Genomic DNA, 26798 nt, shown 5'->3' on the forward strand with positions numbered 1-26798 from the left:
ACCAGACGTGCTCTCGATGGTGGGGTCCGCCCCGCCCCCCTACCGTGGCGACGGGTATCGAACGCACGTATGTCAGGGGGGCTGACGTGGGTCACGGGGATATCGACATCCGCGCCGACAAGGTGAAGCGAGTCGGTGCGGATCTGCAGGCCGAGGCCAGATACGCGCAGGGCCGGATCGCGCATTCCCTCGACGGGAGCGATGCCGTGCAATCCGGGTGGGAAAGCGCGCAGGTACTGGGGGAATGCGCGCGGGCCTGGGAGACGCATATGCAGGCGCTGGTCGGTGAAATGGCGGCGATCGGAACGAATCTGCAGTCGGCGGCGCAAGGGCATACCAACAACGACGTATTCGTGCAGGGGCTGCTGCGCGGAATCGACGGCGCCGACGGGCTCGGGGGTTCCTGAGCATGGTGACCTACGCGGGGCTCCTGAACGCGCGGCCCGAGCAGTGGACGAACGCCGCCGAGGAGTACGAGGTGCTCGCCAAGTACGCGTATCAGGCGGCGCGGGACATCCGCGACGACCACGCGGCGAAGGTGGACGAGCACTGGGCGGACGCGACCGGGCAGCTGGCGGCGGAGCGGTTACGTACCCTGGCGGATCAGCTGGATTCGGCCTACGACCTGCTGTTCTCGGTGAAGATGGTGCTGGTGGGGCTGGCCACCAATATGCGTACGGCCCAGGACACGCTGAACGGTGCCGTAACGCTGGCGCGGAATTACGGGATCGAGCTGGATCACGACGGCTATGTGATGTTCCCCGAGGTGGAGGAACACAAGGACATCGTCCACGAAGTGAGCGAATTGCGCTCGCAGGCCTTCAAGCAGGCGTACGACGCGGACCGGATGGCTCACGACGAGCTGGCGAAACTCCGGGACGCGGTCAGTATCGTCAATCCGGACGATGCGCTGGCGCTGCAGGAGGAGGCGTCCCACGTCGAGATGTCCGAGCTCGCGGCGACGATTCCGACCGGTGCCGACCCCGTGACCGTACGGGCCTGGTGGAATTCGCTGAGCGCGAAGGACCGGCATGACCTGATGCTGGCCGAGCCGGTGGCCCTGGTGAATCTCGAGGGAATCCCCGAGGACGTCAAACAGGAGATGCGCGGCGAGGACGGGAAATTCGACCGGACGAAGACCGTGGCGTTCGCCCTCGAACACTGGGACAAGGCCGACCGGATCGACACCGGCAACAACTGCACGAACTTCGTCTCCGAGGCGCTGCTGGCCGGCGGCATGGAGAAGAAGATGGGCTTCTGGACCGGCGTCAAGGGCGACGACGACTGGGGCATCGAGACCGGCACCGGCTGGAACTGGCTGGACCAGCATCTGTACGTCGGCGACAACCGGGACAACGCCGAGGCCAACCAGAACTTCATGCTCCGCCACGGCGGCGAGGAGCTGACCCGGGACCAGGTGCGGCCCGGCGACATCGTGTACTTCGAGCAGGCCGGCCCCAACGAGGGCATCGCCCGGGGCGACACCCACCACGCGGCCGTGGTGACCGCCGTCATGCCGGACGGGGAGATCAAGTACACCCAGCACTCCGACCCCCACCAGAACATCAGCCTGGACGGCCGCACCCCGCACGCGGTGGAGGCCGAGGGGCAGCAGAACCTGCGCTTCGTCCGCCCGCACCCCGACTGGTACTGAGCCCTCCGACCCCACCAGGACCCACCGTGACCCGATCCCCCGACGCCGACCCCCCGCTCTCCGGAGGCCGCCGGCTGGCCGCGCTGTCCGTGGGCCCGCTGGTCCTGCTGGCGTGGGCGCTGTTCGCCGTGTTCGTCGGCCTGTCCAACGCCCACACCCACCGCGAGTCCAGCGGCTGCGCCTGGCTGCCGATCCCGTGGACGATCTGGGCCGCGGCCTACGGCGGCCTGACCGCCGCCGTCGCCGCGGTGTCGGTCCCGCTCACCCTCCGGAGGCGGACACCGCGCTCGGCCGTCGCGTTCGCCGCGGTGGGGTGGTTCGCGGTGGTGGCGCTGGGGGTCGCGGTGGTGCTGACGCACCTGGAGGCGGGGTCGCACGAGGGGCCTGTGTGCGGGGGGTTGGTCTGGCACCCCGCCGTGACCTTCGTACCGGGCGCTCAATGAGAAACACCGGCCGCCCGAGTGGGCGGCCGGTGTTCCGGTGGGGCCAGGGGGCTCAGTGCATGACCGGCGGGGCCGTCGTCTTGGACAGCGGGTCCGTCTTCTCGAGCTTGCGGGGCATGAAGGCCGTGGCGATCAGGGTGATCACCAGGGCCGCCGCCGCCACCCAGTACGTCGTCACGAAGGCGTCCGCCAGGTCCGACAGGGCCGTGGGCTGGAACGCCTCGCCCAGCTTCTTCGCCGTTTCCGTCGCCCAGGCCGGGGGTGCGACCTTGGTGGCCTCGGCGTTCGCCAGGGCGCTCGCCGCCTTGAAGGCCTCCGAGGCGTTCTGCTGGTTCGTCAGGACCACCGACATCACCGCGACGCCGACCGAGGCGGCGACCTGCTGGATGACGTTGATCAGGGTCGAGCCGCGGGCGACCTGGTGGGCCTTCAGGGTCTTCAGCGCGGCCGTGAAGGTCGGCATCATCGCGAAGCCCATGCCCAGGCCCATGACGAAGAGGCAGAGGATCAGGCGCCAGTACGGGGTGTCCACGCCGGAGTTCAGCGCCATGCCCGTGATGCCCGCGATGATCAGCACCATGCCCAGCGGCACGATCCGGCCGACCGGCCACTTGTCGGCCAGGATGCCGGCGATCGGCATCGTGACCATCGCGCCGATGCCCTGCGGGGCGACCAGCAGACCGGCCGTGAGGACGTCCTCGCCGCGTACCTGCTGGAAGTACGTCGGGACCAGCAGCATCGCGCCGAAGAACGAGCCGGCGAAGAGGAACATCACCAGGGTGGAGACCGTCAGGTTGCGGTCCTGGAACAGCCGCAGGTCCAGCAGCGGATGCTGGGGCCGGAACGCCCAGAACACGAAGGACACGATCAGCGCCAGACCTATCAGCCCGGGTATCAGGACCTTCGCCGCCGTCACCGTGCCCTCACCGGGGATCGAGGAGACGCCGTACAGGAACAGCGCCAGACCCGGCGACATCAGGAGCATGCCGACCACGTCGAACGTCTCGCTCGGCTCCGGCGCGTCCTTCGGCAGGACGACGATCGCGTAGATGATCGCGACGATGCCCAGCGGGAGGTTGATCAGGAAGATCCAGTGCCACGAGACGGCGTCGATCAGCCAACCGCCCAGGATCGGGCCGCCGATCGGGCCGAGGAGCATCGGGATGCCCAGAACCGCCATCAGCCGGCCCATACGGTGCGGACCGGCTGCCTTCGTCATGATCGTCATACCCAGCGGGGCGAGCATGCCGCCGCCCAGACCCTGCAGCACGCGGAACGCGATCAGCGCCTCGATGCTCCAGGCGAACGCGCACAGGATCGAGCCGAGGGTGAACAGCGCCAGCGCCGCCACATACAGGCGTTTCGTACCGAACCGGTCCGCCGCCCAGCCGGTCACGGGGATCACGGCCGCCAGGGCCAGCGTGTAGCCGGTGATGGACCAGGCCACCGTCGAGTAGGCGTCGACCTCGAACTCGGTGAGGAACGTCGGAAGAGCGACGTTCACGACCGTCGTGTCCAGGATGGCCATGATCATGCCGAGTACGACGGCACCGGCGACCTTGAGTATGTCGGGCGTTATCTTGTCGTCGTCCTCGCCGGGCGGCCCGGCGGCGTTGCCCGTATCGGTGGCAGTGGTGGACATCGTTTTCCTTACGATCGGTCGGTCGGTCGCAGACGGTTTGTCACGTGGAATCGGTGCCCGGGGGCCGGCGCCGGGGCGGCGGGACCGGCAGGACGAGGCGACCTCTGGGGTCGACCGCGCACGGACGGGCAAAAATCGTACCGACGAAGTACAACATCGTGCCCGTCGGGGGCGCAATGTCGATTTGGCCGTTGTGCCGGGGCGGGGTCTCGTGTCATTGACAGGGACATTGTCTGGCTTCCATAGTGTGGGAGCGCTCCCATACCTCAACCCCCACAGTTTTCAGGAGGTTCTCGTGAGCGATTCGACGCGGCGGATTGCCGTCAGACCGTGGTTGTGGCCGGTCATGGCACTCGCCCTGGTGGTGTCGGCGCTCGTGTGGGTGCCCGCGCCGGGGGCGGCCGCCGCCGGCGGGTGTTCCATGACGTACACCCCGAATCAGTGGAACGGCGGGTTCACCGCCCAGGTCAAGCTCACCAATCTCGGCTCCGCGATCAACGGCTGGACCGCGACCTGGAGTTACGGGGGCGACCAGCACATCACCTCCGGCTGGAACGCCACGGTGACCCAGAGCGGCACGGCCGTCACCGCGCGGGACGCCGGGTACAACGCGTCGGTCCCCGCCAACGCGTCCGTCGAGTTCGGCGTGCAGGGCACGTGGAGCACGTCGAACCCGTCGCCGACCGTCGTCAGCCTCAACGGCGTCCCGTGCACCGCCGACGGAACGCCGCCGACGGACGACCCGACCGACGACCCCACGGACGATCCGACCGACGACCCGACGGACGACCCCACCCCCGTCGACTGCGGCACCGCCGTCTTCTGCTCCGGCTTCGAGGATCAGACCGGCACCACCCCCTCCGGCCAGTGGACGACCGTCTCCCCCGACTGCTCGGGCTCGGGCACGGCGACCGTCGACACGTCCGTCGCGCACAGCGGCGGCAAGTCGGTCCGCGTGGACGGCCGGGCCGGGTACTGCAACCACGTCTTCGTCGCCGCCAATCGCGACCTGTCGTCCGTCGGCCCGACGATGTACGTACGGATGTGGGTGCGGCACACGACCGCGCTCCCCGCGCAGCACACCACGTTCGTCTCGATGCCCGACTCCTCGCAGGGCGGCCGGGCCCTGCGCGTCGGCGGGCAGAACGGCGCGCTGCAGTGGAACCGGGAGACGGACGACGCGACGCTCCCCGCGCAGAGCCCGGCGGGCGTGGCGCTGAGCCGGCCGCTGCCGACGGGCGGCTGGCAGTGCCTGCGCTTCTCGGTCAGCACCTCGTCGCCGGGGATCCAGACCTGGCTGAACGACGTGGACGTGCCGGGTCTGCGGGTCGACGGCGTCCCGACGCAGGACGTCGACCAGCAGTGGCTGTCCCGGTCCACGGCGCCCCGTCCGACGGGGCTGCGGCTGGGATGGGAGAGCTACGGACAGGGTGACGACACCCTGTGGTACGACGACGTCGCGGTGGCGTCGGCGCCGATCGGCTGCTGACGCGCCCCGGGCCCCGTCCTCGGGCGGGGCCCTCCGGGGGTGAAGATGCCCTCTCCCGTCCCGAAGTATCTTGCTTTACCGTTTATCGCAGCTTCTGGGAGTCAGCGACGAACGGGGGACGGGGATGGAGCCGCAAGGGCCGGGGGCCGGGCTGGTGGTCAGCCCGGAGGTGTTACGGACCGAGGGCATGTGGCTGCGGGAGAGCCAGGCGCCGAACACCGCGACGTGCGGGAGCGGGGCGGACAAGGAGACGCGGGCGGCGGCGCACGGGCTGCGGGGGTACGGGACCGCGTCCGCGTTGGCCGGACTGCTGGAGGGGTGGGGTTCCTGGCCCGCCCGTCAGGTGAAGGCCGTACTTGCCGAGGCGGATGCGCTGCAGGGGACCGCCGACGCGCACGGGGCGAACGACAGGGCGAGCGGGGACCGGCTCGGGGCGATCGCCGTGGCGCCCGGTTCCGGACATCGGCGCAGCGCGCTCGACGGGTACTGAGGGGGCGCGGGGGATGAACCGGACCGTACAGGAAGCGATGGCCACCGACTTCACCGTGCTGGAGACGGCCGCGGCCGCGTGGCGGCGGATGGGTGAGGAGATGGGGCGGCTCGGTGCCGACTACTCGGGGCATCGGGCGCGTACCGAGCACTCCGGGTGGAGCGGGGAGTCCCACGAGGCGTGGGCGACCACCGCTGCCGGGATCCAGCGGACGTATCCGGACGCCGAGCAGTACGCGACGAACGTCTCGCGTCTGCTCCTCGCGGGGAGCCAGTCCCTGGCGGGGCGCCAGGAGGCGTTACGGGCGGTGGTGCACGACGCGGAGCGGAAGCATTTCCGGATCGGACCGAACGGGAAGGCGAAGTGCGACCTCGCCGCCATGGCGCGCGCCCTGGGGCCGCTCACGGGAACCGTGATCCTCGCGGAGATCGTGGGGGCGGAGGTGGCGTGGACGCAGATCGTCACGGAGCGAATGGCCGAACTCGCCCAGGCGGACGCGGAGCTCGCGTACGCGCTGCAGCAGATGTCGATGCCGGAGGAGGAGGCCGGCACCGACACCGGGAAGACCCCCGGCGGCAGCCCCGACACCGGCCCGGGGCCGGACCGGCAGCGCGGAGAGGGCGGTCCCACACCCGACGGCGGCGGTGGGCCGGATTCCCGGGACGGTTCGCGTTCGGAGCCCGACGGCTTGGGCGGGCAGGGTCCGGAGCCCGGTCCGGGGCCCGCGGTCGGGCAGCACGGCGGGGGGCCGACTGCCGGCTGGTGACGCGGTCACACGCCGGGCGTCGCTTCCGCACTACGCCGTCAAATGACCGTGGGTAGTCGAGTGAATTCAGTGCGCGATATTCCGGGCAGCGGGGCAAGATCCCCGCATCGCTCAACGGAATCCGGTCAGAACGGGCCAGAATGGCCCAGTCCTCGAACTCGCCGCATAGCCTTAAAAACGATCACACCGAGGGGCATCCACACAACCGCAACAAGCGTGACCTGTGTCACGGCTTTCGGGTGTTGTCGCTTCCTGCGATATGATCCCTGGCGCCCCCCAGGCGCGGGCAGGCCGAGGTGCCGTCGCGCGATGGCCCCACCGCTATGCCGATGCGGCGGATCACGGACCGAAGGATGATGATGGCACGTTGCTCAATAGCGGCGATTTCTTGGGAACGAATCCACCTTGCTCTTGATGTAGTCGTCTCGGACTATGCCGGAGACTCTAGTGCGCTTCGTTTCCGGATTGTTGACAACGAGCGTGAATTCCCGGTGAATTCTCGGCCAATCGGAGACGGCCGGCACCGCCTGGAGATCAACGTCACCAACTTCGAGAGCCGGCGTCAGGTGCCCAACGGGACCTGGCGTTTCGTGGCGTACGACGGTGACACGGAGCTCCCCCCGGCGGACTTCGACCTGCGGAACGCGGACCGGCTCGACTCGGACTCCCGGACGTTCCTCTACGACGGCAACCGCACGGTGTACGTCGTGCAGTTCGGCATCTCGGACGACGACGAGAACCCCGAGTTCCTGATGCGGGCCTATCAGCTCTTCCGGCCCGCCGGACCGAAGGTGAAGGCGCCGGCGGGCGCGAAGCCGGCCGCCTCCTCGCCCGGTGCGAGCACGCCGAAGGCCGTCGCCGCGGCGCCCGCGCCGAAGAAGAAGTCCCTCGGCAAGCGAATAGGCCTGAAGTTCATACCCCAGGCCCGCCGCCGCAAGCTCGCGAACAACCTGTACCACATCGCCCGCCGGCTCAACCCGCCGCGCGGCAACCGCATTCTCTTCGCCTCCGAAATGCGCACCGCGCTCGGCGGCAATCTGCTGCGGGTCCACGACCGTATGGTGGAGCGGGAGCTCGACAAGAAATTCTCGTTCCGTTATTCGTTCCGGATTCCCGACACCGCCAACAAATGGAGCACGCTGCGCGTGATCTATCTGCTGGCGACGTCCGACATCGTGCTGATGGACGACTATTTCGGGCTCCTCGCGAAGCTCGGTATCTCCCCGGACACCAAGCTGATCCAGCTCTGGCACGCGGGCAGTGGATTCAAGTCGGTCGGCTACAGCCGCTTCGGCCGTTACGGCTCCCCGAAGCTGACGAACGCCCACCGCAAGTACACGTACGTCATCACCGGGTCCGAGCACCTGCGGTCGGTGTACGCCGAGGCGTTCGGCATCGAGGAGGAGGCGGTCATCCCGACCGGCCTGCCCCGTATCGACACGTTCCTCGACAAGGAGCGCACCGCCAAGGTCGTCGACGACTTCTACGCCCAGAACCCGGCGTTCAAGGGCAAGAAGATCGTGCTGTTCGTGCCGACCTTCCGCGGCAAGAGCATCGGCGACGCCCACTACCCGTACGAGCGCATCGACTTCGAGAAGCTCTACGAGGCCTGCGGCGACAAGTACGTCTTCCTGTTCCGCATGCACCACTTCATCGACCAGGCCCCGCCGATCCCGGCGAAGTACTCCGACCGGCTCATCGACTTCGCGTCGTACCCGGACACCAACGACCTGCTCCACGTCACCGACGTGCTGATCACCGACTACTCGTCCGTGATCTACGAGTACACCCTGCTCGACAAGCCCATCCTGTTCTACGCGTACGACAAGGACACCTACTCGGTGATCCGCGGCTTCCACCGCGACTACGACGAGGTGGCCCCCGGCAAGATCGTCACGACGTTCGACGACCTGCTCAAGGCCCTCCAGGAGGAGGACTACGACCTGTCGAAGATCGAGACCTTCCGCCGGGAGAACTTCGACCACGTCGACGCCAACTCGGCGGACCGGGTCATCGACTGGCTGATACTCGGCGACCCCCAGGACCGGAAGACCGGCGGCAAGCGTGACTGGCTCGACCCCGCCGCGGACGACACAGCAGCGAGTGACGAGCCGCTCAGCGACCAGTCGGAGGTTTGAGTCATGAACGTAGCGTTGCTTTTCGCCGGTGGTATCGGCTCGCGGATGAACAGCCGGGCCCTGCCCAAGCAGTTCCTCGAGATCCACGGCAAGCCGATCATCATCCACACCCTCGAGCACTTCGAGTCGCACCCCGACATCGACGCCATCGCGATCGCGATACTCCCCGAGTACCGCCCGCACATGGAGAAGCTGCTCAAGCGCTACGAGATCGAGAAGGTCAAGTGGCTCGTCGACGGCGGCGCCACCGGCCAGGAGTCGCGGCACAAGGCGCTCGCCGCGGTCGCCGCGGAGTGCCCCGAGGACACCGTGGTGCTGCTGCACGACGGCGTGCGCCCGCTGATCGACGCGGCCCTGATCACCGCGAACATCGAGACCGTCCGCGAGCACGGCTCCGCCATCACGTGCACCAAGTTCAACGAGACCGTGGTCTCCAGCGAGCACGAGCACATCGACGACGTGATCCCGCGCGACCACATCTACGCCGCCCAGGCCCCGCAGAGCTTCCGGCTCGGCGAGATCCTCGGGCTGTACGACCGCGCGGTCGCCGAGGACGAGCACGACACCATCGACTCGTGCTCCCTGATGCACCGCTACGGCCGCAAGATCTACCGCGTCGTCGGCCCCCGCTCGAACATCAAGATCACGACGGCCGAGGACTTCTACCTCTGCCGGACGTTCTTCGAGATCATCGAGAACCAGCAGATCGCGGGTGTGTGAACCAGTGAGCACCGTTTCCAGCGAGGTCGTCGCCCGCGACCTCGACGAGATCCTCGGCCGCGACCTGCCGTGGCGTGACCTGGCCGGTACGACCGTGCTGGTCACCGGCGCGAGCGGCATGCTCCCGTCGTACGCCGTGTACACCCTGCTCGCCCTGAACGACAGGCATGACCTCGGCATCACCGTGCACGGCCTGGTGCGCAACGGGGACAAGGCCAGGCGGCTGCTCGCGGACATCCTCGACCGGCCGGACTTCCATCTGGTCGTCCAGGACGTGTCCGCGCCGCTCGAACTGCCCGGCGCGCTCGACTACGTCATCCACGGCGCCAGCGCCGCCCGGCCCGCGCTGCACGCCGGCCAGCCGGTCGCGACGATCAAGGCGAACCTGCTCGGCACCTTCAACCTCCTCGACCTGTGCGTCGAGAAGGAGAGCCGAGGCTTCGTGCTGATGTCGTCGGCCGAGGTGTACGGCGTGCAGCCGGAGGACACCGAGCTGATCGGCGAGCAGAGCTACGGCGGCTTCGACATCCTGAACCCCCGGGCCTGCTACGCCGAGGGCAAGCGCGCCGCGGAGACCATCTGCGCCACGTACCAGGCGCAGTACGGCATCACCTCCCGCGTCGTGCGCTTCGGCCACATCTACGGGCCGGGCATGGCGCTCGACGACGGCCGGGTGCAGGCGGACTTCGCGGCGAACGTGGTGGCCGGCAAGGACATCGTGCTCAACAGCGACGGCTCCGGCATGCGGACGTACACCTATGTCGCGGACGCGATCGCGGGCATGTTCTACGCGCTGCTGCGCGGCGACGAGACCGCGTACAACGTCGCGGACCCGGCCGGCATGGTGGCGATCCGGCGGCTGGCGGAGCTGTTCACGCAGGTCCGCCCGGAGCGCGGGCTGGAGCTGCGGTTCACCAACGAGGCGGACGCGCGGGCGTACAGCATGGCGAAGAAGCAGGGCCTGGACAGCGCGCGGCTGGCCGGGCTGGGCTGGCGGCCGGTGGTGGATCTGCCGACCGGGCTGGACCGGATGGTCACGCATCTGGAGTCGACGCTCGAGGGCTGACGGCTTCTTCCGGTGAACCCCCGGGCCGGGGGTTCACCGTCGAGCGGGTCAATGCAAGAGCCCGGCCGCGATCCGCGGCCGGGCTCTCGTACGGTGTCCGTCAGGCGGACAGCGCGGCCTTGATCTTGCGCCGCACGGACGCCGGGACGCACTTGCCGAGGATGCGGACCGGGGCCGGGTAGCGCTTGCCGGGCCGGCGGGCGGGGGCCGCGGAACGCGGCTTCGAGCGCACGACCGGCTTGACCGGGGCGTCCTCGTCGGTGAGGTTCCAGTACTTCGCGGACTTCTCGCCCTTGCGCGGGTACTCCTCGTTCGGCTTGCGCGGCACGACCTCGGGGCGCTCCCAGGCGATGTCCCGGCGGACGACGCGGGCGGGCGCGCCCACCGCGACGACGTTGTTCGGGATGTCCGAGGTGACGATGCTGCGGAAGCCGATCACCGAGCCGTTGCCGATGGTGACGCCGCCCATCACGACCGCGTGCTTGGCGATCCAGACGTGCTCGCCGACGACGATCGACTGCGAGGGGTTCGCGCGCTTCTCGGTGCGCACGTCGTAGATCGGGTGGGTGTCGTCGCCGCGCACCTCGATGTTCTTGGCGAACATCACGTCGTCGCCGATCGTCACCGACACGCCTTCGACGGCGGAGAGGAATGTGCGTCCCGCGCATCCCACGTTTTCGCCGATCCGGATCTGCGAGTCGTGTCCGCAGCGCAGTTCGAAGCGCAGACCGGCGCGCTTCTTGGTGGTGGGGCCGATCTCGATCTCGCCGTTGTCTCCGGTGAAGATGACGAGGAGGTCCCGGATATCCGCCTGCGGGCTGATCGTGAGTTTGTTGTTCGAGCCGCCCTTGATACGGATATCGATCTTGTCTTCGCGGATCTCGCCGTCGTAGACGATCTCGTTTCCCTGATCGTCCTTGTAACGCTCGAGCTTGTGCAGTTGCAGCATCGCGTCTGAGAGAGGTGCGTCACGACCGGATGGCGGTCGGACAAGCCTCTCGTACCTCCGTTCCAGCCTGCGTGTTCGGCACAACCTATCAGATGCTTGTGCTATCGAACATTGGTGTGATCGGGGCGATAGGCGATCCCGTGTCGGGCTGTTTACGGGGGGAATTCGGCGCGAACGGAGAAACATTCCCGTTGGGTTGACGGGGGATTACCTCGTCCGGCCCAATCCATGCATATGCGGACATTTGACCGGGTAGCGGAAGGGCGTTGCACCGGCACTCCTCGAAAGGACGGCGCGTATGCGCTTCCGTAACACCCTGGCCGCCGCCGCGGGCGCCCTGGCCCTCGTCGTTTCCCTGCCGACTTCGGCCGAGGCCGCGACGGGTGAGTTCTTCTATCGCTTCTCCGGGCCGACGGGGGAGGTCACGACCCGCATGCTGCTGGATCCGGGGAGCTTTGACTGCCTCACCCTGTGGGACGTGACGAGGCCCTTGGCGGAACCGGCCCACAGTCCGCTCAACCGGACGGACGAATGGGCGACGGTCTACACCGGGCTCAACTGCGACGGCGACTCCTTCACCCTGCGCCCCCACACCGGGCACGCCTCGGAGCGGCTCAAGATGCGCTCGGTGCGGTTCACGCCGTTCCGCCCCGAGTGACCCGCCCGTAGCGGGCTGACCTCCGCCGGCCCGGCGTGACCGGGCCGGCGGTCGTCAGCGCGGCTCGTCCGACGGGGGGATGATCCGGGCCGACAGGTCCGGGTCCGGCATGTCGGGGTCGAACGGGAACAGCGGGCGGTCGATACGGGTGTGGCCCAGGCGCGGGAGGCCCTGGTCGACGCCGCCCGGGGTGAGGGCCAGGCGCCAGTCCGCCGCCATCGCGTACAGCTCGGGCTCCAGGTAGCCGATTTTGACGATCACCAGGTCCGCCGTGCGCGGGTTCAGGTCCAGGCCGGTGAAGTCGTGCTCGTGGTGGTACGGCTTGCGCAGCTCCGTGAGGATCGCGTGCACGCCGCCGACCCGCAGCACCACCTCGGTGCGGGCGTCCCGGTCGCCGTGTCTGACCGCGTGCACCGTGCCCGTCAGCGTCAGCGGGCCCGCGTGCCGGGCGTCGACCGCGGCGCCCGCCGTCACCGTGACCGTGGCGCCCACGCCCGCCGCGACCGCCGCCGCCACCGCCTCGGGGGCGGGGACCGACGCGTACAGCACGGTGGGGCCGGCGGGGTCGCGGAACTCGGGGCGGGCCAGGAGCTGTGCCAGGCCCCAGGTGACGTCGCCGGCACCCCCCGCCGTGGGGTTGTCGCCGCTGTCGCTGATGTAGAACGGGCGCGCCGCCGACGCCAGGGCCTCGTCCAGGCAGGCGGCGAACGTGCCCGTCGGGGCGGCGAACGCGAAGTCCCGCCGCGCGGCCCAGAATCCGCGCGCCAGCCGCTCGGCGCCGGCCGTCACCGCGTCCGCCGAGTCGCCGGTGACCACGACGGCCGCCCGGTTGCGGGGCTCGTCCGCCCACGCGTAGCCGACCCAGAGGGCGGCGTCCAGGACACCGTCGGCGGACGCCACGTCGGCCACCGCCGCGTACAGGCTCTTCGCCGGCTCCATCCGGGTCGACGTCTGCTCGCCGGCCAGGAGTACGGGGACGGGGATCCACGCCTTCAGCGGGCGGGGGGCGCCGGAGGTGAGCGTCTCGACGAGGTTGCGGGCGGCGCGTTCCCTGGTCTCCACGTGGTCCTCGTGCGGGGCCGTGCGGTAGCAGGTGATCAGATCGCTGCCGTGGACCAGCTCGCGCGAGACGTTGCCGTGCAGGTCCATGGACGTCGAGATGATCACGTCCCGCCCGACCGCCTCGCGGACGCGGGCCAGCAGCACCGCCTCCGCGTCGTCCAGCCCCTCCACCGTCATCGCCCCGTGGATGTCGAACCACAGCCCGTCCAGCGGCGGCAACGCCCGCAGCCGCGCCAGGAGTTCCCCCGACAGCTCCGCGAACGCCCCCGCCGTCACCGTCCCGCCGGGCAGCGCCTTCCCGACCAGCGCCCCGTGCCACTCGGCGGCCTCACGCAGCGGCTCACCCGGCGCCAGGAACGGATAGCGGCCGAACACCCCCTCCCCGCGCAGCGGATGGAACGCGGGCGCCCCGGTGCGGGCGGGGGAGAAGGTGGACGACTCGATCCCCAGGCCCGCCACGGCGATGACGGGACGGGCGACGGGCGTACGGGGGCGGGGTGACGTCATACGGCGGCTCCTCGTCGGTTACGTACACCCTGCCCCGCCCGCCCCACCGGCACCAGCGCTCCCGGGTCGGGGGCCGGCCGGCCCCACACCGGGACCGTCAGGGGGCGATCGCCAGGGCGAAGACGTGGATGCCGCCGTTGCCCGGCAGCACCACCACCTCCGCCGTCTTCCCCGCCGTCAGCGGGACCGAGTGGGCGAAGACGCTGTACGCGATGCCCTCGTTGCCGTAACCGCCCGGCAGATTGCGCCCGTTCGCGGCGGCGATCTGCGTGGCGCCGAAGTCGGTCACGTTCTGGAACGACCAGTTGGGGAACCCGAACGTGCCCCGCGAGCTGCTGCCGTCGGTGTAGAACACCTCGGCCGTGCCCACCGCGCTGTTGCCGACCCCGGAGCCCAGGAACACCAGCCGGCTGCCCGACCCGGACAGCGCGATCGCCTGGCTGCCGCACGCCACGTTGTTCCGGCTCCCCGGCGCCACGTCCGGCCAGATCAGCCGCGCGCCGAGGGCGAGGACGGGGCCGCCGGGGACGATGCCGACGTCGGCGAGCTTCTGCGCGGAGAAGCTGTTGCCGTCGCCGTCGTAGTTGCCGGGCGCCGGATTGGACTCGTCGGTGACGCCGACGTTGTTGTACGCCGCCGCCAGATCGGGCAGCGGATCGCCGAGCCGTACGGTGCGGCTGCCGGTGGCCTGCCCGGCGCCGTCGCCGCCGGCGTAGGAGGCGGTGGCGGTGAACGTGATCAGCCGCAGGCCGGGGCGGGGTTCGGGGACCAGCAGCTCGAAGGACGCGGTGGCCGTGGCCCCGGCAGCCAGGGACCCCTTCAGCCGGACGAGCTCCGGCTCCACGACCCAGCCGACGGGGCCGGTGAACGTCACACTCAGGTCGCGCAGTTGACGTGCACCGCCGTTGCGGACGGTGATCGGGACGGTGGCGACACGGGGTCCGGCGAGGTCGATCTCGGGCACGGACACCGTGACGGTGCCGTCGGCGCGGGCCGGGGCGGCGAGCAGGGACTGGGCGGGCAGCACGGCGGCCGCGGCGCCCGCGAGCGTGAAGGATCTGCGGGACAGGGACACGGGGAACCTCCTTCTCGGAAGGGACGGGGACGTCAGCCGACCGGCGGCATCTCGCTCTCGCGGGAGTCCAGGCCAAGCCGCACCCCGGACCAGCGCCCGCGGGTGAAGTCGGGCATCTGCACCGGGCGCCCCTTGTCGGCCAGCGACATCACGCTCAGCGGCACGGGGGAGCACCAGGCGGCCGAGTCGTACACGTCGAAGTCCGGCACCTGCCCGGTCCGCATCAGCTGGATGATCCGCCACTGGAGCACCCAGTCCATGCCGCCGTGCCCGCCGTTGTGCTCGGCGTCGTCCCCGATCTTCTTCCACAGCCAGTGGTCGTACTCGTCGCGCAGCTGGGTGAAGTCCTGGAAGGCGTCACCGCTGTGCAGCGGCTCGACGTACACCCGCGCGCCGGTCGCGCCGCCGCCCGCGTAGTCCTCGAACAGCCCGCGGCTGCCGGCCAGGGAGTTGATCCTGCTGTACGGGCGCGCCGAGCTCACGTCGTGCTCGGCGCGGATGAGCCGCCCGTCGGCGGTCTCGATCATGCAGGTGATGCGGTCGCCGTTGATGTACGTCTCGCCCCACGACGGATGGTCGTCCGGCATGAACCGGGCCCGGTAGTCCGCCAGCCCCTTCGGCGCCGACGCGGTGGCGCTGAGGGTGACCATCCGGTCGCCGCGGTTGATGTCCATGGCGGCGGCGATCGGGGCCAGACCGTGCATCGGGTAGAAGGAGGCGGTGCTGCGGGTGTGCCACAGCCGGCGCCAGGAGTCGGTGTAGTAGTTGACGTCGAACAGCAGCGCGCGCAGGTCGTGCAGATAGCCGCCGTGGCCGTTGGTGATCTCGCCGAAGACGCCGTCGTGGGCCATCTTGAGCATCGCGAGCTCGTTGCGGCCGTACGAACAGTTCTCGGAGAGCATCAGATGGCGGCGATTGCGCTCCGAGGCGTCGACCAGGTCCCACAGCTGGCTCAGCTCGGTGGCGATGGGCAGCTCGACCAGCACGTGCTTGCCGGACAGCAGCGCCGTGTGGCCGTGCTCGAAATGGAACTCCCAGGGGGAGGCGATGTAGACGAGGTCGATGTCGTCGCGGCGCAGCATCTCCTGGTACGACTCGCGCGAACCGCCGAACTCCAGCGGCCGGGGCCGGCCCGCCCGCTCCAGCGCGTCCGCCTTGTTCTTGGCCCGGTCGGGCCGGATGTCGCACACGGCCCGTACGACGGCGCCGGGCACGGCGGCCCAGCTGTCGGTCATCCCGCTGCCCCGGTTGCCGAGCCCGATCACCCCGATCCGCACCGTCGGGTACACGTCGAAGGGCACGTTCACCATGGTCTGCTGCCCGGGGGCCCGGCCCGGCGCGGAGGTCCCGGCGGCCCGCGCGGTGCCGGCGGACGCGCCCAGCGCGGCCACCGCCCCCGTGGCCAGGGTCCCGCCCAGGACGGCCCGCCTCGAAACTCCAGGTGTTTCCGGCATGCGTTCGCTCCCTTGTGGAGAGGTCGACACTTTCGGCATGGCTGGCGGGACGACTCTCGCGGCATCCGCCCGGGGATGTCAATACGTGTTCATTCATGGGTTGTTACGAGCAGAATCCCGCACAGCGAGGGGCGCCGGGACATACCTGCGGAGATTTTTGACGAACGGCGGTCACAGCACGGCACATCCCTGTGTCCAACCCCGGTGAAAGCACCCCGACCGGGAGGAACACCGACCATGACCGAGACCACCGCCGTCCTGGACTCGTACCTCGCCCACCGCGAGGCCGGCTCCGGCACCCCCGTCGTGCTGCTGCACGGCAACCCCAACTCCTCGTACATGTGGCGCAACGTCATCCCGCATCTCGCCGGCCAGGGGCGGATCCTGGCGCCGGACCTGATCGGCATGGGGGAGTCGGGGAAGCCGGACACCGGCTACCGGTTCACCGACCATGCCGTCTATCTCGACGCCTGGTTCGAGGCCATGGGTCTCACCCGGAACGTCGTGCTCGTCGGGCACGACTGGGGCGGGGCGCTGGCGCTCGACCACGCCGCCCGGCATCCGGGGCGGGTGCGCGGGGTGGCGCTGATCGAGACGTTCCTGCGGCCGGGACGGTCCGCCGACCAGACGCCCGAGGGCCGGCAGATCTTCGAGAGGCTGCGCGGTCCCGAGGGCGAACGCATGGTGCTGGAGGAGAACAGCTTCGTCGAGTTCAACCTCCCGCGCGGCGTCCTCACCGGCCTGTCGAAGGAGGACCACGACGTCTACCGCGCCCCCTACCCCACCCCCGCGTCCCGGCTGCCGACGCTCGTCTGGCCGCGCGAGATCCCCATCGACGGCTCCCCGGCCGACGTGACCGAGCGCGTCGAGGCGTACGGCCGCTGGGCCGCCGCCAGCCCGGACGTGCCGAAGCTGCTCATGACCGTGGAGCCCGGCGCGGCGGTGCCGGCCGCGACGGTCGACTGGGCGCGGGAGACCTACGCGGCGCTGGAGGTGGAGTCCGTGGGCCGGGCGGGGCACAACGCGATGGAGGACCAGCCGGACGCCATCGGCGCCGCCGTGTCGCGGTGGCTGGAGCGGCACGGGCTGACGGGGCCGCGCGGCTGATCCGTACCGCCGCAGAATGGGGGGATGCCCCTTGAGACAGACGCCGCGCTGGTCGCCCGCGCCCTCGCCGGAGACCGCCGGGCCCTGGAGGACGTGGTGCTCGTCCTGCGGGACCCCCTGTACCGGCTCGCCCTGCGGATGGTGAACCAGCCCGCCGACGCCGAGGACGCCACGCAGGAGATCCTGCTGAAGGCCCTCGGCGCCCTCGGCACCTGGCGGGCCGAGGCCCGGCTGCTGACCTGGGCGTACCGGATCGGCGTCAACCATCTGCTGAACCTGCGCCGCACCAGCCCCCAGGAGAGCGCGGGCCTCGGCTTCGACGGGTTCCGCGAGGGGCTGGCGGACGGGCTCGCCGCCGCCGACCACACCGGTCCCGAGGCCGAGCTGCTGGCCACCGAGGTGCGGCTCACGTGCAGCCAGGCGCTGCTGCAGTGCCTGGTCCGCGAGGAGCGCGTCGCGTTCGTGCTGGGCGACGTCTTCGAGCTGAGCTCCGCCGACGCCGCCTGGGTGCTGGACGTCACCCCGGCCGCGTACCGCAAGCGGCTGCAGCGGGCGCGCGGGCGGATCCGCGCGTTCATGGAGTCGACGTGCGGGCTGGTGAACGCGGAGGCGTTCTGCCGCTGCTCCCGCCGCGTCGACCGGGCGCTCGCCCGCGGCCGGATCGACCCGCGGCGCCCCGCCCTCGCCCGGCATCCCGTGACGCCGGGCGGGCGGAGCGTGCGGGAGGCGGAGGAGCAGATGGTCCGGCTGCACACCGCCGCCGCCGTGCTGCGCGCGCACCCCGACTACGCGGCGCCCGGGGCGCGGGCGGCGGCGGTGCGGAAGGTGCTGGAGCGGTCGCCGCTCACGAACTGACCGCACCGGTGCACACACTCGGCGGTCACCTGCCATCCGGTCCCGGACGGGACACAGGTGTGTGGGGTCCCACGGAGTCCGCTGCCCGATCAACCGGTGTGACACCCGGCCGTGACGCTCCGGGGACGCCACCGGGAGCCGATCGGCCGACGCGCCTGTACGTACCGTGCTCCGTCAGTTGTCCGTGAGCGCACGGGCCCCGGCGGCGGGCCCGCCACCTGGGACACCCGCCGTTTAGGGTGGAACGACCGGGGTGAACGACCAACTGCCCGCAGCCTCTCGCAGCGAAGGTGACGCCATGTCCGCGACCGTGACGTTGCTCGGCCGTGAGCGCGAGCTGGCCGGGCTGGGCGCCCTCGTGGAGCGGGCGCGGGCCGGGCAGAGCGGGGCGCTGGTCGTCGTCGGCGAGGCCGGCATCGGCAAGACCGTGCTGCTGGACAGGGCCGCGGCGGACGCCGGGAGCCGCGTACGGATCGAGCGCATCGTCGCCTCCGAGTCCGAGATGGAGCTCGCGTACGCCGGGCTGCACCAGCTGTGCGCGCGCATGATGGACTCCGTCGTCCGGCTGCCCGTGCCGCAGCGCGAGGCGATCGAGACGGCGCTGGGCCTGCGCGAGGGCTCGGCCCCGAGTCCGTTCCTGGTGGGGCTGGCCCTGCTGGGGCTGCTGACCGAGGCCGCGGACGACCGGGCGCTGCTGTGTGTCGTGGACGACGCGCAGTGGCTGGACGAGGCGTCGGCGGGCGCGGTGGCGTTCGCCGCGCGGCGGCTCGGCGCGGAGGGGGTGGCCGTCGTGCTCGCGATGCGCACCGTCGGCCCGGCGTTCGCGGGGCTGCCGCGGCTGGTCGTCGAGGGGCTCGACCACGAGGACGCGCGTGCCCTGCTGCGGGTCGCCACGCCGGGCGGGCTGGACGCGCGGATCCGGGACCAGCTGATCGCGGAGGCCCGCGGCAACCCCCTCGCGCTGCGGGAGCTGCCGCGGGCGCTGAGCCCGGCCGAGATCGCCGGGGGGTTCGCCCTCACGGGGTCGATGCCGCTGGAGAGCCGGATCGAGCAGAGCCTCGTCGCCCAGCTGGAGCCGCTGCCCGCGTCCGTGCGGCTGTTGCTGCTGCTCGCGGCCGCCGACCCGACGGGCGACCCCGGGCTGCTGTGGCGGGCGAGCGCCGGGCTGGGGCTCACCCCGGCGGACTTCGACGCCGCCGCCCAGGCCGAGGCGCTGGTCGTCGGCACCCGGGTGGGCTTCCGCCACCCCCTCGTGCGCTCGGCCGTCTACCGCTCCGCGTCCCCCGCCGACCGCCGCCGCGTCCACGCCGCGCTGGCCGGCGTGACCAGCCCCGACCAGGACCCCGACCGCCGTGCCTGGCACCGGGCCAACGCCACCCTGCGCCCCGACGAGGACGTCGCCGCCGACCTCGAGCGGTCCGCCGCCCGCGCCCGCACCCGCGGCGGGGCCGCCGCCGCCGGCGCGTTCCTGGAGCGCGCCGCCGGGCTCACCCCGGAGCCGCACCGCCGGGTGGGACGGCTGATCGCCGCCGCGCAGGCCAAGCACGAGGCCGGCGCCCCGGAGGCGGCCCTGCGGCTGCTGGAGGACGCCCGCGCGCTGCCGCTCACCGCGCTGCAGCAGGCGCTGGTGGCCCGGCTGGACGCCCGGGCCGGCTACGCGCTGCGCCGCGACGGCGGCGGGGCCCGGCGGCTGCTTGCTGCCGCGCAGGGACTGGAGGGGCTGGACCCGGTGCTCGCCCGGGACACGTACATCGAGGCGCTGGCCGCGGCGGTGTACGGCGGGCGGCTGGGGGACCGGGAGCAGGCGGCGGCGGTGGCGCGCGCGATCCTCGAGGCGACGGAGGGGGCCCAGGAGTCGGGGCGGGCGCGGGATCTGATCCTGCGCGGCCAGGCGCTGCTCGCCGCGGAGGGGCAGGAGGCGGCGATCGGCACGCTGCGGCGGGCGCAGCGGGCGTTCCTGGAGCAGGTGCCGGACTCCCTGGAGATGCACTGGGTCTGGTTCGCCTCCCGCGCCTCCCAGGACCTGTGGGACCCCGACGGGCTGCGTGCCCTGGCCCGCCGGCAGGTCGAACTCGCCCGCGCCGAGGGCGTCGTGACGGTGCTGCCGATCGCCCTCAGCCTGCTCGTGCTGTCCCAGACCACCGACGGCGACCTGGACGCCGCCGACGCCTCCTGCGACGAGATCGACGCCCTCAAGGCGGCCACCGGCAACCCGCTGCCGCCGCTGGGCCGGCTCGTCCTCGCCGCGTACCGCGGACAGACCGCCGACGCCGAGAGCATGGCGGAGCAGATCCGCGCCGACGGACTCGCCCGCGGCGAGGGGCACGCGCTGAGCGTCGCCAACTTCACCCGGGCCGTGCTCTACAACGGCCTCGGCCGCTTCGAGGACGCGCTGGCCTGCGCCCGTCAGGAGCTCCCGTACACCCACGAGCTGAACCTGGCGATGCGCTCACTGCTCGAGGTGATCGAGGCCGCGACCCACACCGGCGACCGGGACCTCGCCGAGGAGGCGTGCCGGAAGTTCACCGAGGTCACCCGGCCGGTGCGGACCGACTACGCGTCGGCCGTACTGGCGATGGCCCAGGCCCAGGTGCGTACCGGCGAGGAGGCCGACCGGCTGTTCCGGGAGGCGCTGCGTCTGTTCGAGCAGGAGCGGATGCCGACCTGGATCGGGCGCTGCCGGCTCGTGTACGGCGAGGCGCTGAGCCGCGCGGGCCGCCCCGACGAGGCGCGCGAGCAACTGCGGGCGTCGTACGAGATCATGTCGGGCCTGGGCCTGGACGGCTTCGCCGAGCGCGCCGCCCGCGAGCTGAAGGCCGTCGGCGAGACGCCGCGCGTGTACGTACGGGTGTCGGAGGCGCGGCTCACCGACCAGGAGCTGAACGTGGCGCGGCTGGCGCGGGAGGGGCTGACGAACCGGGACATCGGGGCGCGGCTGTTCATCAGCGCGCGCACGGCCGAGTACCACCTGCGCAAGGTCTTCGCGAAGCTCGGCATCCGGGGCCGCGCCGAGCTGAAGACCGCCCTCGCCGACCTCGAGCGGACCGTGGCGGGCTGACTTCCGTACGGACCGTGCCCCGCGAGTTCTCCCTGAGCGCACGCGGGCTCTTCGGACCCGCCACCAGGGACATGCAGCTGTATAGGGTTCGAACACGATGCAGTCGTCTCCAGCGAGGGCCATCCTGTGACCGGAACAGTGACGTTACGAGGCCGCGACCGCGAACTGGCGGAGCTGGGCACGCTGGTGGAGCGGGCCCGCGCGGGACGCAGCGGCGCGCTGGTCGTGTCCGGCGAGGCCGGGGTCGGCAAGACCGTCCTCCTGGACCGGGTGGCGGGCGACACCGCCGGACTCGTACGGATCGAGCGCATCGTCGCCTCCGAGTCCGAGATGGAGCTCGCGTACGCCGGACTGCACCAGCTGTGCGGCCCCATGATGGGCTCCGCCGGCAGCCTTCCCGTACCGCAGCGCGAGGCGATCGAGGTGGCCCTCGGGCTGCGCGAGGGCCCGGCCCCGAGTCCGTTCCTGGTCGGGCTGGCGCTCCTCGGGCTGCTCACCGAGGACGCCGGTGACCGGTCCCTGCTGTGCGTGGTGGACGACGCGCAGTGGCTGGACGAGGCGTCGGGCCGCGCGGTGGCGTTCGCCGCGCGGCGGCTGGACGCCGAGGGCGTGGCCGTCGTCCTCGTCATGCGCGCCGTCGGCCCGGTGTTCGCCGGGCTGCCGCGGCTGGCCGTCGGGGGCCTCGACGACGCGGACTCCCGCGCCCTGCTGCGCCAGGCCACCCCCGGCGGCCTGGACGCGCGGATCCGGGACCAGCTGATCGCGGAGGCCCGCGGCAACCCCCTCGCCCTGCGCACCCTGCCCCGGACGCTGAGTCCCGCCGAGATAGCCGGAGGCTTCGCCCTCACGGGGTCGATGCCGCTGGAGAGCCGGATCGAGCAGAGCCTCGTCGCCCAGCTCGAACCGCTGCCCGCCACCGCCCGGCTGCTGTTGCTGCTCGCCGCCGCCGACCCCACGGGCGACCCGGGGCTGCTGTGGCGCGCCAGCGAGGTGCTCGGCCTGACGCCCGCGGACTTCGACGCCGCCGAGGCCGCCGGCGCCCTCCTCGTCGGCACCCGCGTCGGCTTCCACCACCCCCTCGTCCGCTCCGCCGTCTACCAGGCGGCGTCCCCGGCGGACCGCCGCCGCGTCCACGGCGCCCTCGCCGACGTCACGAGCGCCGAACACGACCCCGACCGCCGCGCCTGGCACCGCGCCAACGCCACCCTCCTCCCCGACGAGGACGTCGCCGCCGACCTCGAGCGCTCCGCCGCCCGCGCCCGCACCCGCGGCGGGGCCGCCGCCACCGGCGCGTTCCTGGAGCGCGCCGCGGAGCTCACCCCCGACTCCTCCCGCCGCGTCGGGCGCCTGCTCGCCGCCGCCGGGGCCAAGCACGACGCCGGCGCCCCCGACGCCGCGCTGCGCCTGCTCGAGGCCGCCCGCGCCCTGCCCCTCTCCGCGCTGCACGAGGCCCTCGTCGCCCGGCTCGGCGCCCGCGCCGGGTACGCCCTGCGCCGGGACGCCGGCAGCGCCCGGCGCCTGCTCGCCGCCGCGCGGGGGCTGGAGGGGCACGACCCCGTACTGGCCCAGGACACGTACATCGAGGCCCTCGCCGCCGCGGCCTACGGCGGCCGGCTCGGGGACCGCGAGCAGGTGGCCGCCGTCGCCCGCGCCATCCTCGACGCCACCCCCGCCGACAGCGACCGGGCGCGGGACCTGATCCTGCGCGGGCAGGCGCTGCTCGCCGTCGAGGGGCAGGAGGCGGCGCTCGGCACCCTGCGCCGGGCGCAGCGCGCGTTCCTGGAGCAGGCCACGCCCGACTCCCTCCAGCTGCACTGGATGTGGTTCGCCTCCCGCGCCGCCCAGGACCTCTGGGACCCCGGCATGCTCCGCGCCCTGGCCGACCGGCAGGTCCGGCTCGCCCGCGCCGAGGGCGTCGTGACGGTCCTGCCGATCGCGCTCAGCCTGCTGATGCTGGCGCAGACCGTCGACGGCGACCTGGACGCCGCCGAAGCCTCCTGCGACGAGATCGACGCCGTCAAGGACGTCACCGGCCACCGGCTCCCCGCGTACGGGCGGATGTTCCTCGCCGCCTACCGGGGACAGGCCGAGGAGACCGAGCGCTGGGCCGCGCGCATCCGCGCCGACGCCGGGAAACGCGGCGAGGGCTACGGGCTGAGCGCCGCCAACTTCTCCGAGGCCATCCTCTACAACGGCCTCGGCCGCTTCGCGGACTCCGTCGCCTCGGGCCGCCGCGAACTCCCGTACACCCACGAGCTGAACCACGCCATGCGCACCCTCCTCGAACTCGTCGAGGCCGCCGTCCACACCGGCGACCGGGAGCTCGCCGAGCAGGCCTTCGGGCAACTGGCGGGCGTCACCCGGCCGGTGGGGACCAGCTGGTCGATCGCCGTACTCGCGATGTCCGGGGCCCAGCTCGCGGACGGGGCGCAGGCGGAGGAGCTGTACCTCGACGCGATCAAGCGGTTCGAGCACGAGCGCATCCCGGTCATGACCGGCCGCTCCCGGCTGCTGTACGGGGAGTTCCTGCGCCACCAGGGGCGCGACGCCGACGCCCGCGAGCAGCTGACCACCGCGCACCGGGTGCTGCGCGGCCGCGGTCTGAACGGCTTCGCCGACCGCGCCGCCCGCGAACTGGAGGCGCTGGGCCAGGCCCCGCGTGCCCGCGCGCGGGGTCCGCGGGCGCCGCTCACCGACCAGGAGCTGAACGTGGCGCGGCTGGCGCGGGAGGGGCTGACGAACCGGGACATCGGGGCACGGCTGTTCATCAGCGCGCGGACGGCCGAGTACCACCTGCGGAAGGTGTTCGCGAAACTCGGCGTCAAGGGGCGCGCGGAGCTGAAGAACGCGCTCGACGGGAGCTGACGCCGGACGCTATTCGCCGAGCCGGCGGCGGGACGTGATGCCGAGCTTGGCGAAGACCTTCCGCAGATGCCACTCCACGGTGTGCGTGGAGAGGTAGAGCTGCGCGCCGATCTCCGCGTTCGTCAGCCCGTCGCCCGCCAGCCGCGCGATCTGCGCCTCCTGCGGGGTGAGCTCGGTGTGCGTCTCGACCGTCCGTTTGCGTACGGTCCTGCCCGTCGCCTCCAGCTCCCGCCGGGCCCGCTCCGCGAACGCCTCGGCGCCCATCCGGCCGAACTCCTCGTACGCGGCGCCCAGGTGCTCCCGGGCGTCCACCCGGCGGCCCTGCCGGCGCAGCCACTCCCCGTACCGCAGCCGGGTGCGTACGAGGGTCATCCCGGCGCCGCTCACCTCGAGGTGTCCGACGGCCTCGCGGTACAGGGCGTCCGCCGCCGGCCCCTCGGCGACCTGCGCACGGGCGCACGCCGCCGCGCCCAGCGCCCAGGGGGCGCCGCTCGCGCCGGCCATCTCCGTGAGCTCGCGGGCGGTGTCGGCGGCCCGCTCCGCGCGCCCGCTGCGGGCGGCGGCCTCGACGAGCTCGATGGTGGACGCCAGGGCCAGGCCCAGCTCCTGCGGGTTGGCGCAGCCCGCCTCCGCCGCCGTGTACGCCTCCTCGTAGCGGCCGAGGCCGTTGTAGAGCACCGCGCACGCCCACTGGCCGGCGGTGGCCACCTTGCCCTCGTCGGCCAGCGCCGCGTCCCTGGTCAGGGCCTCGACCACCCGCAGCGTCGACTCCTCCCGGCCGCGCCAGGGCTCGAGGACCAGGGCGCCGTAGCGGGCGATGAAGCGGCTGCCCGTCACCTCGGCGATCGTCGCCGCCTCCGCGACCAGCTTCCCGGCGGTGGCCAGATCACCGGCGTAGACCCGGTTCGACAGCCGCAGCAGCAGTGCCGACGGCAGCACGGACAGGGAACCCGTCTCGCGGGCCAGCCGCGTCAGCCGTTCGGAGAGCACCGACCAGGTGTCGAAGTCCCACGCGTTGTGCGCCATCCGGCAGGCGAACGGCAGCCAGCCCAGCGCCTCGTCCCCCGTGAGGTCCGCGTCGCGGTACGCGGCCAGCGCCCGCCGCATCATCGGCACGCCCGCCGCATAGCCCTCGGTCGTTACCGTCGCCAGCCCCGCCAGCAGCAGGTCGTCGCGCTCCGGCCGGGGCCCCGGCGGCGCGGCCAGCACCGCCTCGGCGACGTCCGTCAGCTGCACGCCGGCCGGCAGCCGGCCCGCCGTCAGCGCCGCGTACAGGGCGTCGCGGTAGGTCTCCCGGGCCAGGGCGGCGTCCAGCGGCTCCAGCCGGCGGCCGGCCGCGACCAGCAGCGGCAGCGCGGCGCCGGCGCTGCGGGACGCGAACGCGATCCGCCCGCGCAGCAGCTCGGACCGGGCGGCGGCGCCCTCGTCCAGCGGGCACAGGCCCGCCGCGTCCAGCAGCGTGAGGGCGCTGTCGTAGGCGCCGGCCTCGTACGTCGCCCCGGCCGCCGCCAGCGCCCGCAGGCCCCGGCGCGCCGGATCGGGGGTCAGCCCGGCCGCCCGCTCCAGCAGCGCCGCCGCCGCGGCCACCCCGCCGCGGGCCGCCGCCCGGCCGGCGGAACGCTCCAGCCCGGCGGCCACGTCCTCGTCCTGGCCGGTGGCCGCGTGGGACAGGTGCCAGGCCCGGCGGTCGGGATCCGTGCCGGCGTCGGTCGCCCCGGCCAGCGCCCGGTGCGCGCGCCGGCGGTCGGCGGGGTCCGCCGCCCGGTAGGCCGCCGAGCGGACCAGGGGGTGGCGGAAGCGGACCCGGGCGCCGAGGGTGATCAGGCCCGCGTCCTCGGCGGGCGCGGCGTCCGCCGCGACGCCGAGGAGTCCGGCGGCCAGGGCCAGCAGCTCCGGGTCGCCCGTCGGCTCGGCCGCCGCCGTGAGCAGCAGCAGCCGCGTCCCGGCGGGCAGTGCCCGGATCCTGCGTACGAAACTCTCCTCGACCCCGCCCGCCGGCCGCGCGTCCGGCCGTCCGAAGCCGCCCGCCATCGGCGTCAGCCCCTTCGGCAGCTCCAGCAGGGCCAGGGGGTTCCCCCCGGCCTCCGCGACGATCCGCTCCCGCACCCGTGCGTCGAGGAGGCCGGGGACCACCGAGTCCAGCAGCGCGCGGGAGTCGCTGTCGTCCAGCGGCTGGATGACGAGGTGCGGCAGGTGCTCCGGCCCGGGGCCGGGATGCGGCTCGCGCACCGTGAGCACCAGCCCGACCGGCTCCGCGTCCAGCCGCCGCGCCACGAACGCCAGGGTCTGCGCGGACACCTCGTCCAGCCACTGCGCGTCGTCGACGAGGCAGACCAGGGGCTCTTCTCCGGCGGCGTCGGCGAGGAGGTTCAGGACCGCGAGCCCGACGAGGAAACGATCCGGCACCGGGCCCGCGCTCAGCCCGAACGCCGTGGCGAGGGCGCCGCGCTGCGGCTCCGGCAGCCGGTCGAGGCGGTCCAGATACGGGGCGCACAGCTGATGCAGACCGCCGAACGCCAGCTCCGACTCGGCCTCGGTGCCCGCGGCCCACGCCGTACGCACGCCGGTGGCGGAGTCCCGTACGTACTCCAGCAGCGCCGTCTTGCCGATCCCGGCCTCGCCGCGCAGGACGAGCACGGAACTGCCGCCCGCCCGCACCGCGGCCACGAGCCGGTCCAGCGCCGCGCACTCGGTCCGCCGCCCGCGCAGCCGGGGCCCTCCGACCGCCATGGCACCCCCTTGTCCGGCCCCCATGCTACCGGTGCGGGGTCCGGTCACCTCTCCGAGCCGGGGACAAACT

20 protein-coding genes are annotated in these 26798 nt (G+C 72.4%); 14 read left to right on the forward strand and 6 right to left on the reverse strand.

Translation table 11 applies throughout. The annotated features are described in order from the left end of the window. Positions 1–86 precede the first annotated feature (86 nt). Genes SRB5_RS10515 through SRB5_RS10525 form a run of 3 tightly spaced genes read left to right on the forward strand, consistent with a single transcriptional unit; the run spans position 87 to position 2097 of the window. Positions 87–407 carry a hypothetical protein gene (locus SRB5_RS10515; RefSeq protein ID WP_153451307.1) on the forward strand — a complete coding sequence of 107 codons (321 nt, stop codon included), beginning with the start codon at positions 87–89 and terminating at the stop codon, positions 405–407. A gap of 2 nt (positions 408–409) precedes the next feature. Continuing rightward, entirely contained in the window at positions 410–1654 is a 1245-nt protein-coding gene (locus SRB5_RS10520) for an amidase domain-containing protein (RefSeq protein WP_153451309.1), read from the forward strand. A 26-nt stretch (positions 1655–1680) separates the two neighbouring features. Further along, positions 1681–2097 (forward strand): hypothetical protein, encoded by a 417-nt coding sequence (locus tag SRB5_RS10525; RefSeq protein ID WP_153451310.1) that lies wholly within the window; start codon positions 1681–1683, stop codon positions 2095–2097. A gap of 52 nt (positions 2098–2149) precedes the next feature. Here the strand turns inward: SRB5_RS10525 and SRB5_RS10530 are convergent, their stop codons facing one another. Next, positions 2150–3739, reverse strand: a complete 1590-nt coding sequence (locus SRB5_RS10530; RefSeq protein WP_153451312.1) for a DHA2 family efflux MFS transporter permease subunit — start codon at positions 3737–3739, stop codon at positions 2150–2152. Between the two features lie 346 nt (positions 3740–4085). Here SRB5_RS10530 and SRB5_RS10535 point away from each other — a divergent pair, with 346 nt between their 5' ends. The 6 genes from SRB5_RS10535 (at position 4086) to SRB5_RS10560 (ending at position 10408) form a co-directional block, all read left to right on the forward strand. Continuing rightward, positions 4086–5228, forward strand: coding sequence for a cellulose-binding domain-containing protein (locus SRB5_RS10535; RefSeq protein WP_153451618.1), 1143 nt, complete (start codon positions 4086–4088; stop codon positions 5226–5228). A gap of 124 nt (positions 5229–5352) precedes the next feature. Then, a complete protein-coding gene (locus SRB5_RS10540; RefSeq protein ID WP_153451313.1) occupies positions 5353–5718 on the forward strand; it encodes a hypothetical protein in 366 nt (121 codons plus the stop codon). 13 nt (positions 5719–5731) lie between these two features. Continuing rightward, positions 5732–6484, forward strand: a complete 753-nt coding sequence (locus SRB5_RS10545) for a hypothetical protein (protein ID WP_153451315.1) — start codon at positions 5732–5734, stop codon at positions 6482–6484. A gap of 491 nt (positions 6485–6975) precedes the next feature. Further along, complete coding sequence (locus SRB5_RS10550; RefSeq protein WP_323377671.1) at positions 6976–8622, forward strand: CDP-glycerol glycerophosphotransferase family protein; 1647 nt, start codon at positions 6976–6978, stop codon at positions 8620–8622. Between the two features lie 3 nt (positions 8623–8625). Continuing rightward, entirely contained in the window at positions 8626–9342 is a 717-nt protein-coding gene (locus SRB5_RS10555) for an IspD/TarI family cytidylyltransferase (RefSeq protein ID WP_153451316.1), read from the forward strand. A 4-nt stretch (positions 9343–9346) separates the two neighbouring features. Beyond that, entirely contained in the window at positions 9347–10408 is a 1062-nt protein-coding gene (locus SRB5_RS10560; protein ID WP_323377672.1) for an NAD-dependent epimerase/dehydratase family protein, read from the forward strand. Between the two features lie 100 nt (positions 10409–10508). Here the strand turns inward: SRB5_RS10560 and SRB5_RS10565 are convergent, their stop codons facing one another. After that, on the reverse strand, positions 10509–11357 hold the full coding sequence (locus SRB5_RS10565) for an acyltransferase (protein WP_153451318.1): 849 nt from the start codon (positions 11355–11357) through the stop codon (positions 10509–10511). Positions 11358–11655: 298 nt separating this feature from the next. Between SRB5_RS10565 and SRB5_RS10570 the strand changes: the two genes are divergently transcribed. Next, positions 11656–12015, forward strand: a complete 360-nt coding sequence (locus tag SRB5_RS10570; protein WP_153451319.1) for a hypothetical protein — start codon at positions 11656–11658, stop codon at positions 12013–12015. 54 nt (positions 12016–12069) lie between these two features. Here the strand turns inward: SRB5_RS10570 and SRB5_RS10575 are convergent, their stop codons facing one another. The 3 genes from SRB5_RS10575 to SRB5_RS10585 all read right to left on the reverse strand — a co-directional run bounded on the left by SRB5_RS10575 (position 12070) and on the right by SRB5_RS10585 (position 16113). After that, positions 12070–13584 (reverse strand): M81 family metallopeptidase, encoded by a 1515-nt coding sequence (locus tag SRB5_RS10575; protein WP_153451321.1) that lies wholly within the window; start codon positions 13582–13584, stop codon positions 12070–12072. A 97-nt stretch (positions 13585–13681) separates the two neighbouring features. Next, positions 13682–14659 carry an NEW3 domain-containing protein gene (locus SRB5_RS10580; protein WP_323377674.1) on the reverse strand — a complete coding sequence of 326 codons (978 nt, stop codon included), beginning with the start codon at positions 14657–14659 and terminating at the stop codon, positions 13682–13684. 32 nt (positions 14660–14691) lie between these two features. After that, positions 14692–16113, reverse strand: coding sequence for a Gfo/Idh/MocA family protein (locus SRB5_RS10585; RefSeq protein WP_153451322.1), 1422 nt, complete (start codon positions 16111–16113; stop codon positions 14692–14694). 237 nt (positions 16114–16350) lie between these two features. On the opposite strand from SRB5_RS10585, the gene SRB5_RS10590 reads away from it, so the two are divergent. From SRB5_RS10590 to SRB5_RS37460, 4 genes are all read left to right on the forward strand, one after another. Beyond that, a complete protein-coding gene (locus SRB5_RS10590; RefSeq protein ID WP_153451324.1) occupies positions 16351–17220 on the forward strand; it encodes a haloalkane dehalogenase in 870 nt (289 codons plus the stop codon). 24 nt (positions 17221–17244) lie between these two features. Then, complete coding sequence (locus SRB5_RS10595) at positions 17245–18075, forward strand: RNA polymerase sigma factor (protein ID WP_153451325.1); 831 nt, start codon at positions 17245–17247, stop codon at positions 18073–18075. 298 nt (positions 18076–18373) lie between these two features. Further along, on the forward strand, positions 18374–21133 hold the full coding sequence (locus tag SRB5_RS10600; RefSeq protein ID WP_153451327.1) for an AAA family ATPase: 2760 nt from the start codon (positions 18374–18376) through the stop codon (positions 21131–21133). Between the two features lie 126 nt (positions 21134–21259). Beyond that, positions 21260–23998 (forward strand): ATP-binding protein, encoded by a 2739-nt coding sequence (locus SRB5_RS37460; RefSeq protein ID WP_323377676.1) that lies wholly within the window; start codon positions 21260–21262, stop codon positions 23996–23998. A gap of 9 nt (positions 23999–24007) precedes the next feature. Here SRB5_RS37460 and SRB5_RS10610 read toward each other — a convergent pair whose 3' ends face one another. Then, complete coding sequence (locus SRB5_RS10610) at positions 24008–26728, reverse strand: ATP-binding protein (protein WP_153451329.1); 2721 nt, start codon at positions 26726–26728, stop codon at positions 24008–24010. Positions 26729–26798 lie beyond the last annotated feature (70 nt).

Origin of the sequence: Streptomyces smaragdinus, assembly GCF_009604385.1 — a bacterium.
Classification (GTDB): domain Bacteria; phylum Actinomycetota; class Actinomycetes; order Streptomycetales; family Streptomycetaceae; genus Streptomyces; species Streptomyces smaragdinus.

Bases quoted from the DNA above. Each gene is read 5' to 3' on its own strand.
- SRB5_RS10520 (WP_153451309.1), top strand. From the start codon at position 410: ATGGTGACCTACGCGGGGCTCCTGAACGCGCGGCCCGAGCAGTGGACG.
- SRB5_RS10530 (WP_153451312.1), bottom strand. From the start codon at position 3,739: ATGTCCACCACTGCCACCGATACGGGCAACGCCGCCGGGCCGCCCGGC.
- SRB5_RS10535 (WP_153451618.1), top strand. From the start codon at position 4,086: ATGGCACTCGCCCTGGTGGTGTCGGCGCTCGTGTGGGTGCCCGCGCCG.
- SRB5_RS10540 (WP_153451313.1), top strand. From the start codon at position 5,353: ATGGAGCCGCAAGGGCCGGGGGCCGGGCTGGTGGTCAGCCCGGAGGTG.
- SRB5_RS10545 (WP_153451315.1), top strand. From the start codon at position 5,732: ATGAACCGGACCGTACAGGAAGCGATGGCCACCGACTTCACCGTGCTG.
- SRB5_RS10555 (WP_153451316.1), top strand. From the start codon at position 8,626: ATGAACGTAGCGTTGCTTTTCGCCGGTGGTATCGGCTCGCGGATGAAC.
- SRB5_RS10565 (WP_153451318.1), bottom strand. From the start codon at position 11,357: ATGCTGCAACTGCACAAGCTCGAGCGTTACAAGGACGATCAGGGAAAC.
- SRB5_RS10570 (WP_153451319.1), top strand. From the start codon at position 11,656: ATGCGCTTCCGTAACACCCTGGCCGCCGCCGCGGGCGCCCTGGCCCTC.
- SRB5_RS10575 (WP_153451321.1), bottom strand. From the start codon at position 13,584: ATGACGTCACCCCGCCCCCGTACGCCCGTCGCCCGTCCCGTCATCGCC.
- SRB5_RS10585 (WP_153451322.1), bottom strand. From the start codon at position 16,113: ATGCCGGAAACACCTGGAGTTTCGAGGCGGGCCGTCCTGGGCGGGACC.
- SRB5_RS10590 (WP_153451324.1), top strand. From the start codon at position 16,351: ATGACCGAGACCACCGCCGTCCTGGACTCGTACCTCGCCCACCGCGAG.
- SRB5_RS10595 (WP_153451325.1), top strand. From the start codon at position 17,245: ATGCCCCTTGAGACAGACGCCGCGCTGGTCGCCCGCGCCCTCGCCGGA.
- SRB5_RS10600 (WP_153451327.1), top strand. From the start codon at position 18,374: ATGTCCGCGACCGTGACGTTGCTCGGCCGTGAGCGCGAGCTGGCCGGG.
- SRB5_RS10610 (WP_153451329.1), bottom strand. From the start codon at position 26,728: ATGGCGGTCGGAGGGCCCCGGCTGCGCGGGCGGCGGACCGAGTGCGCG.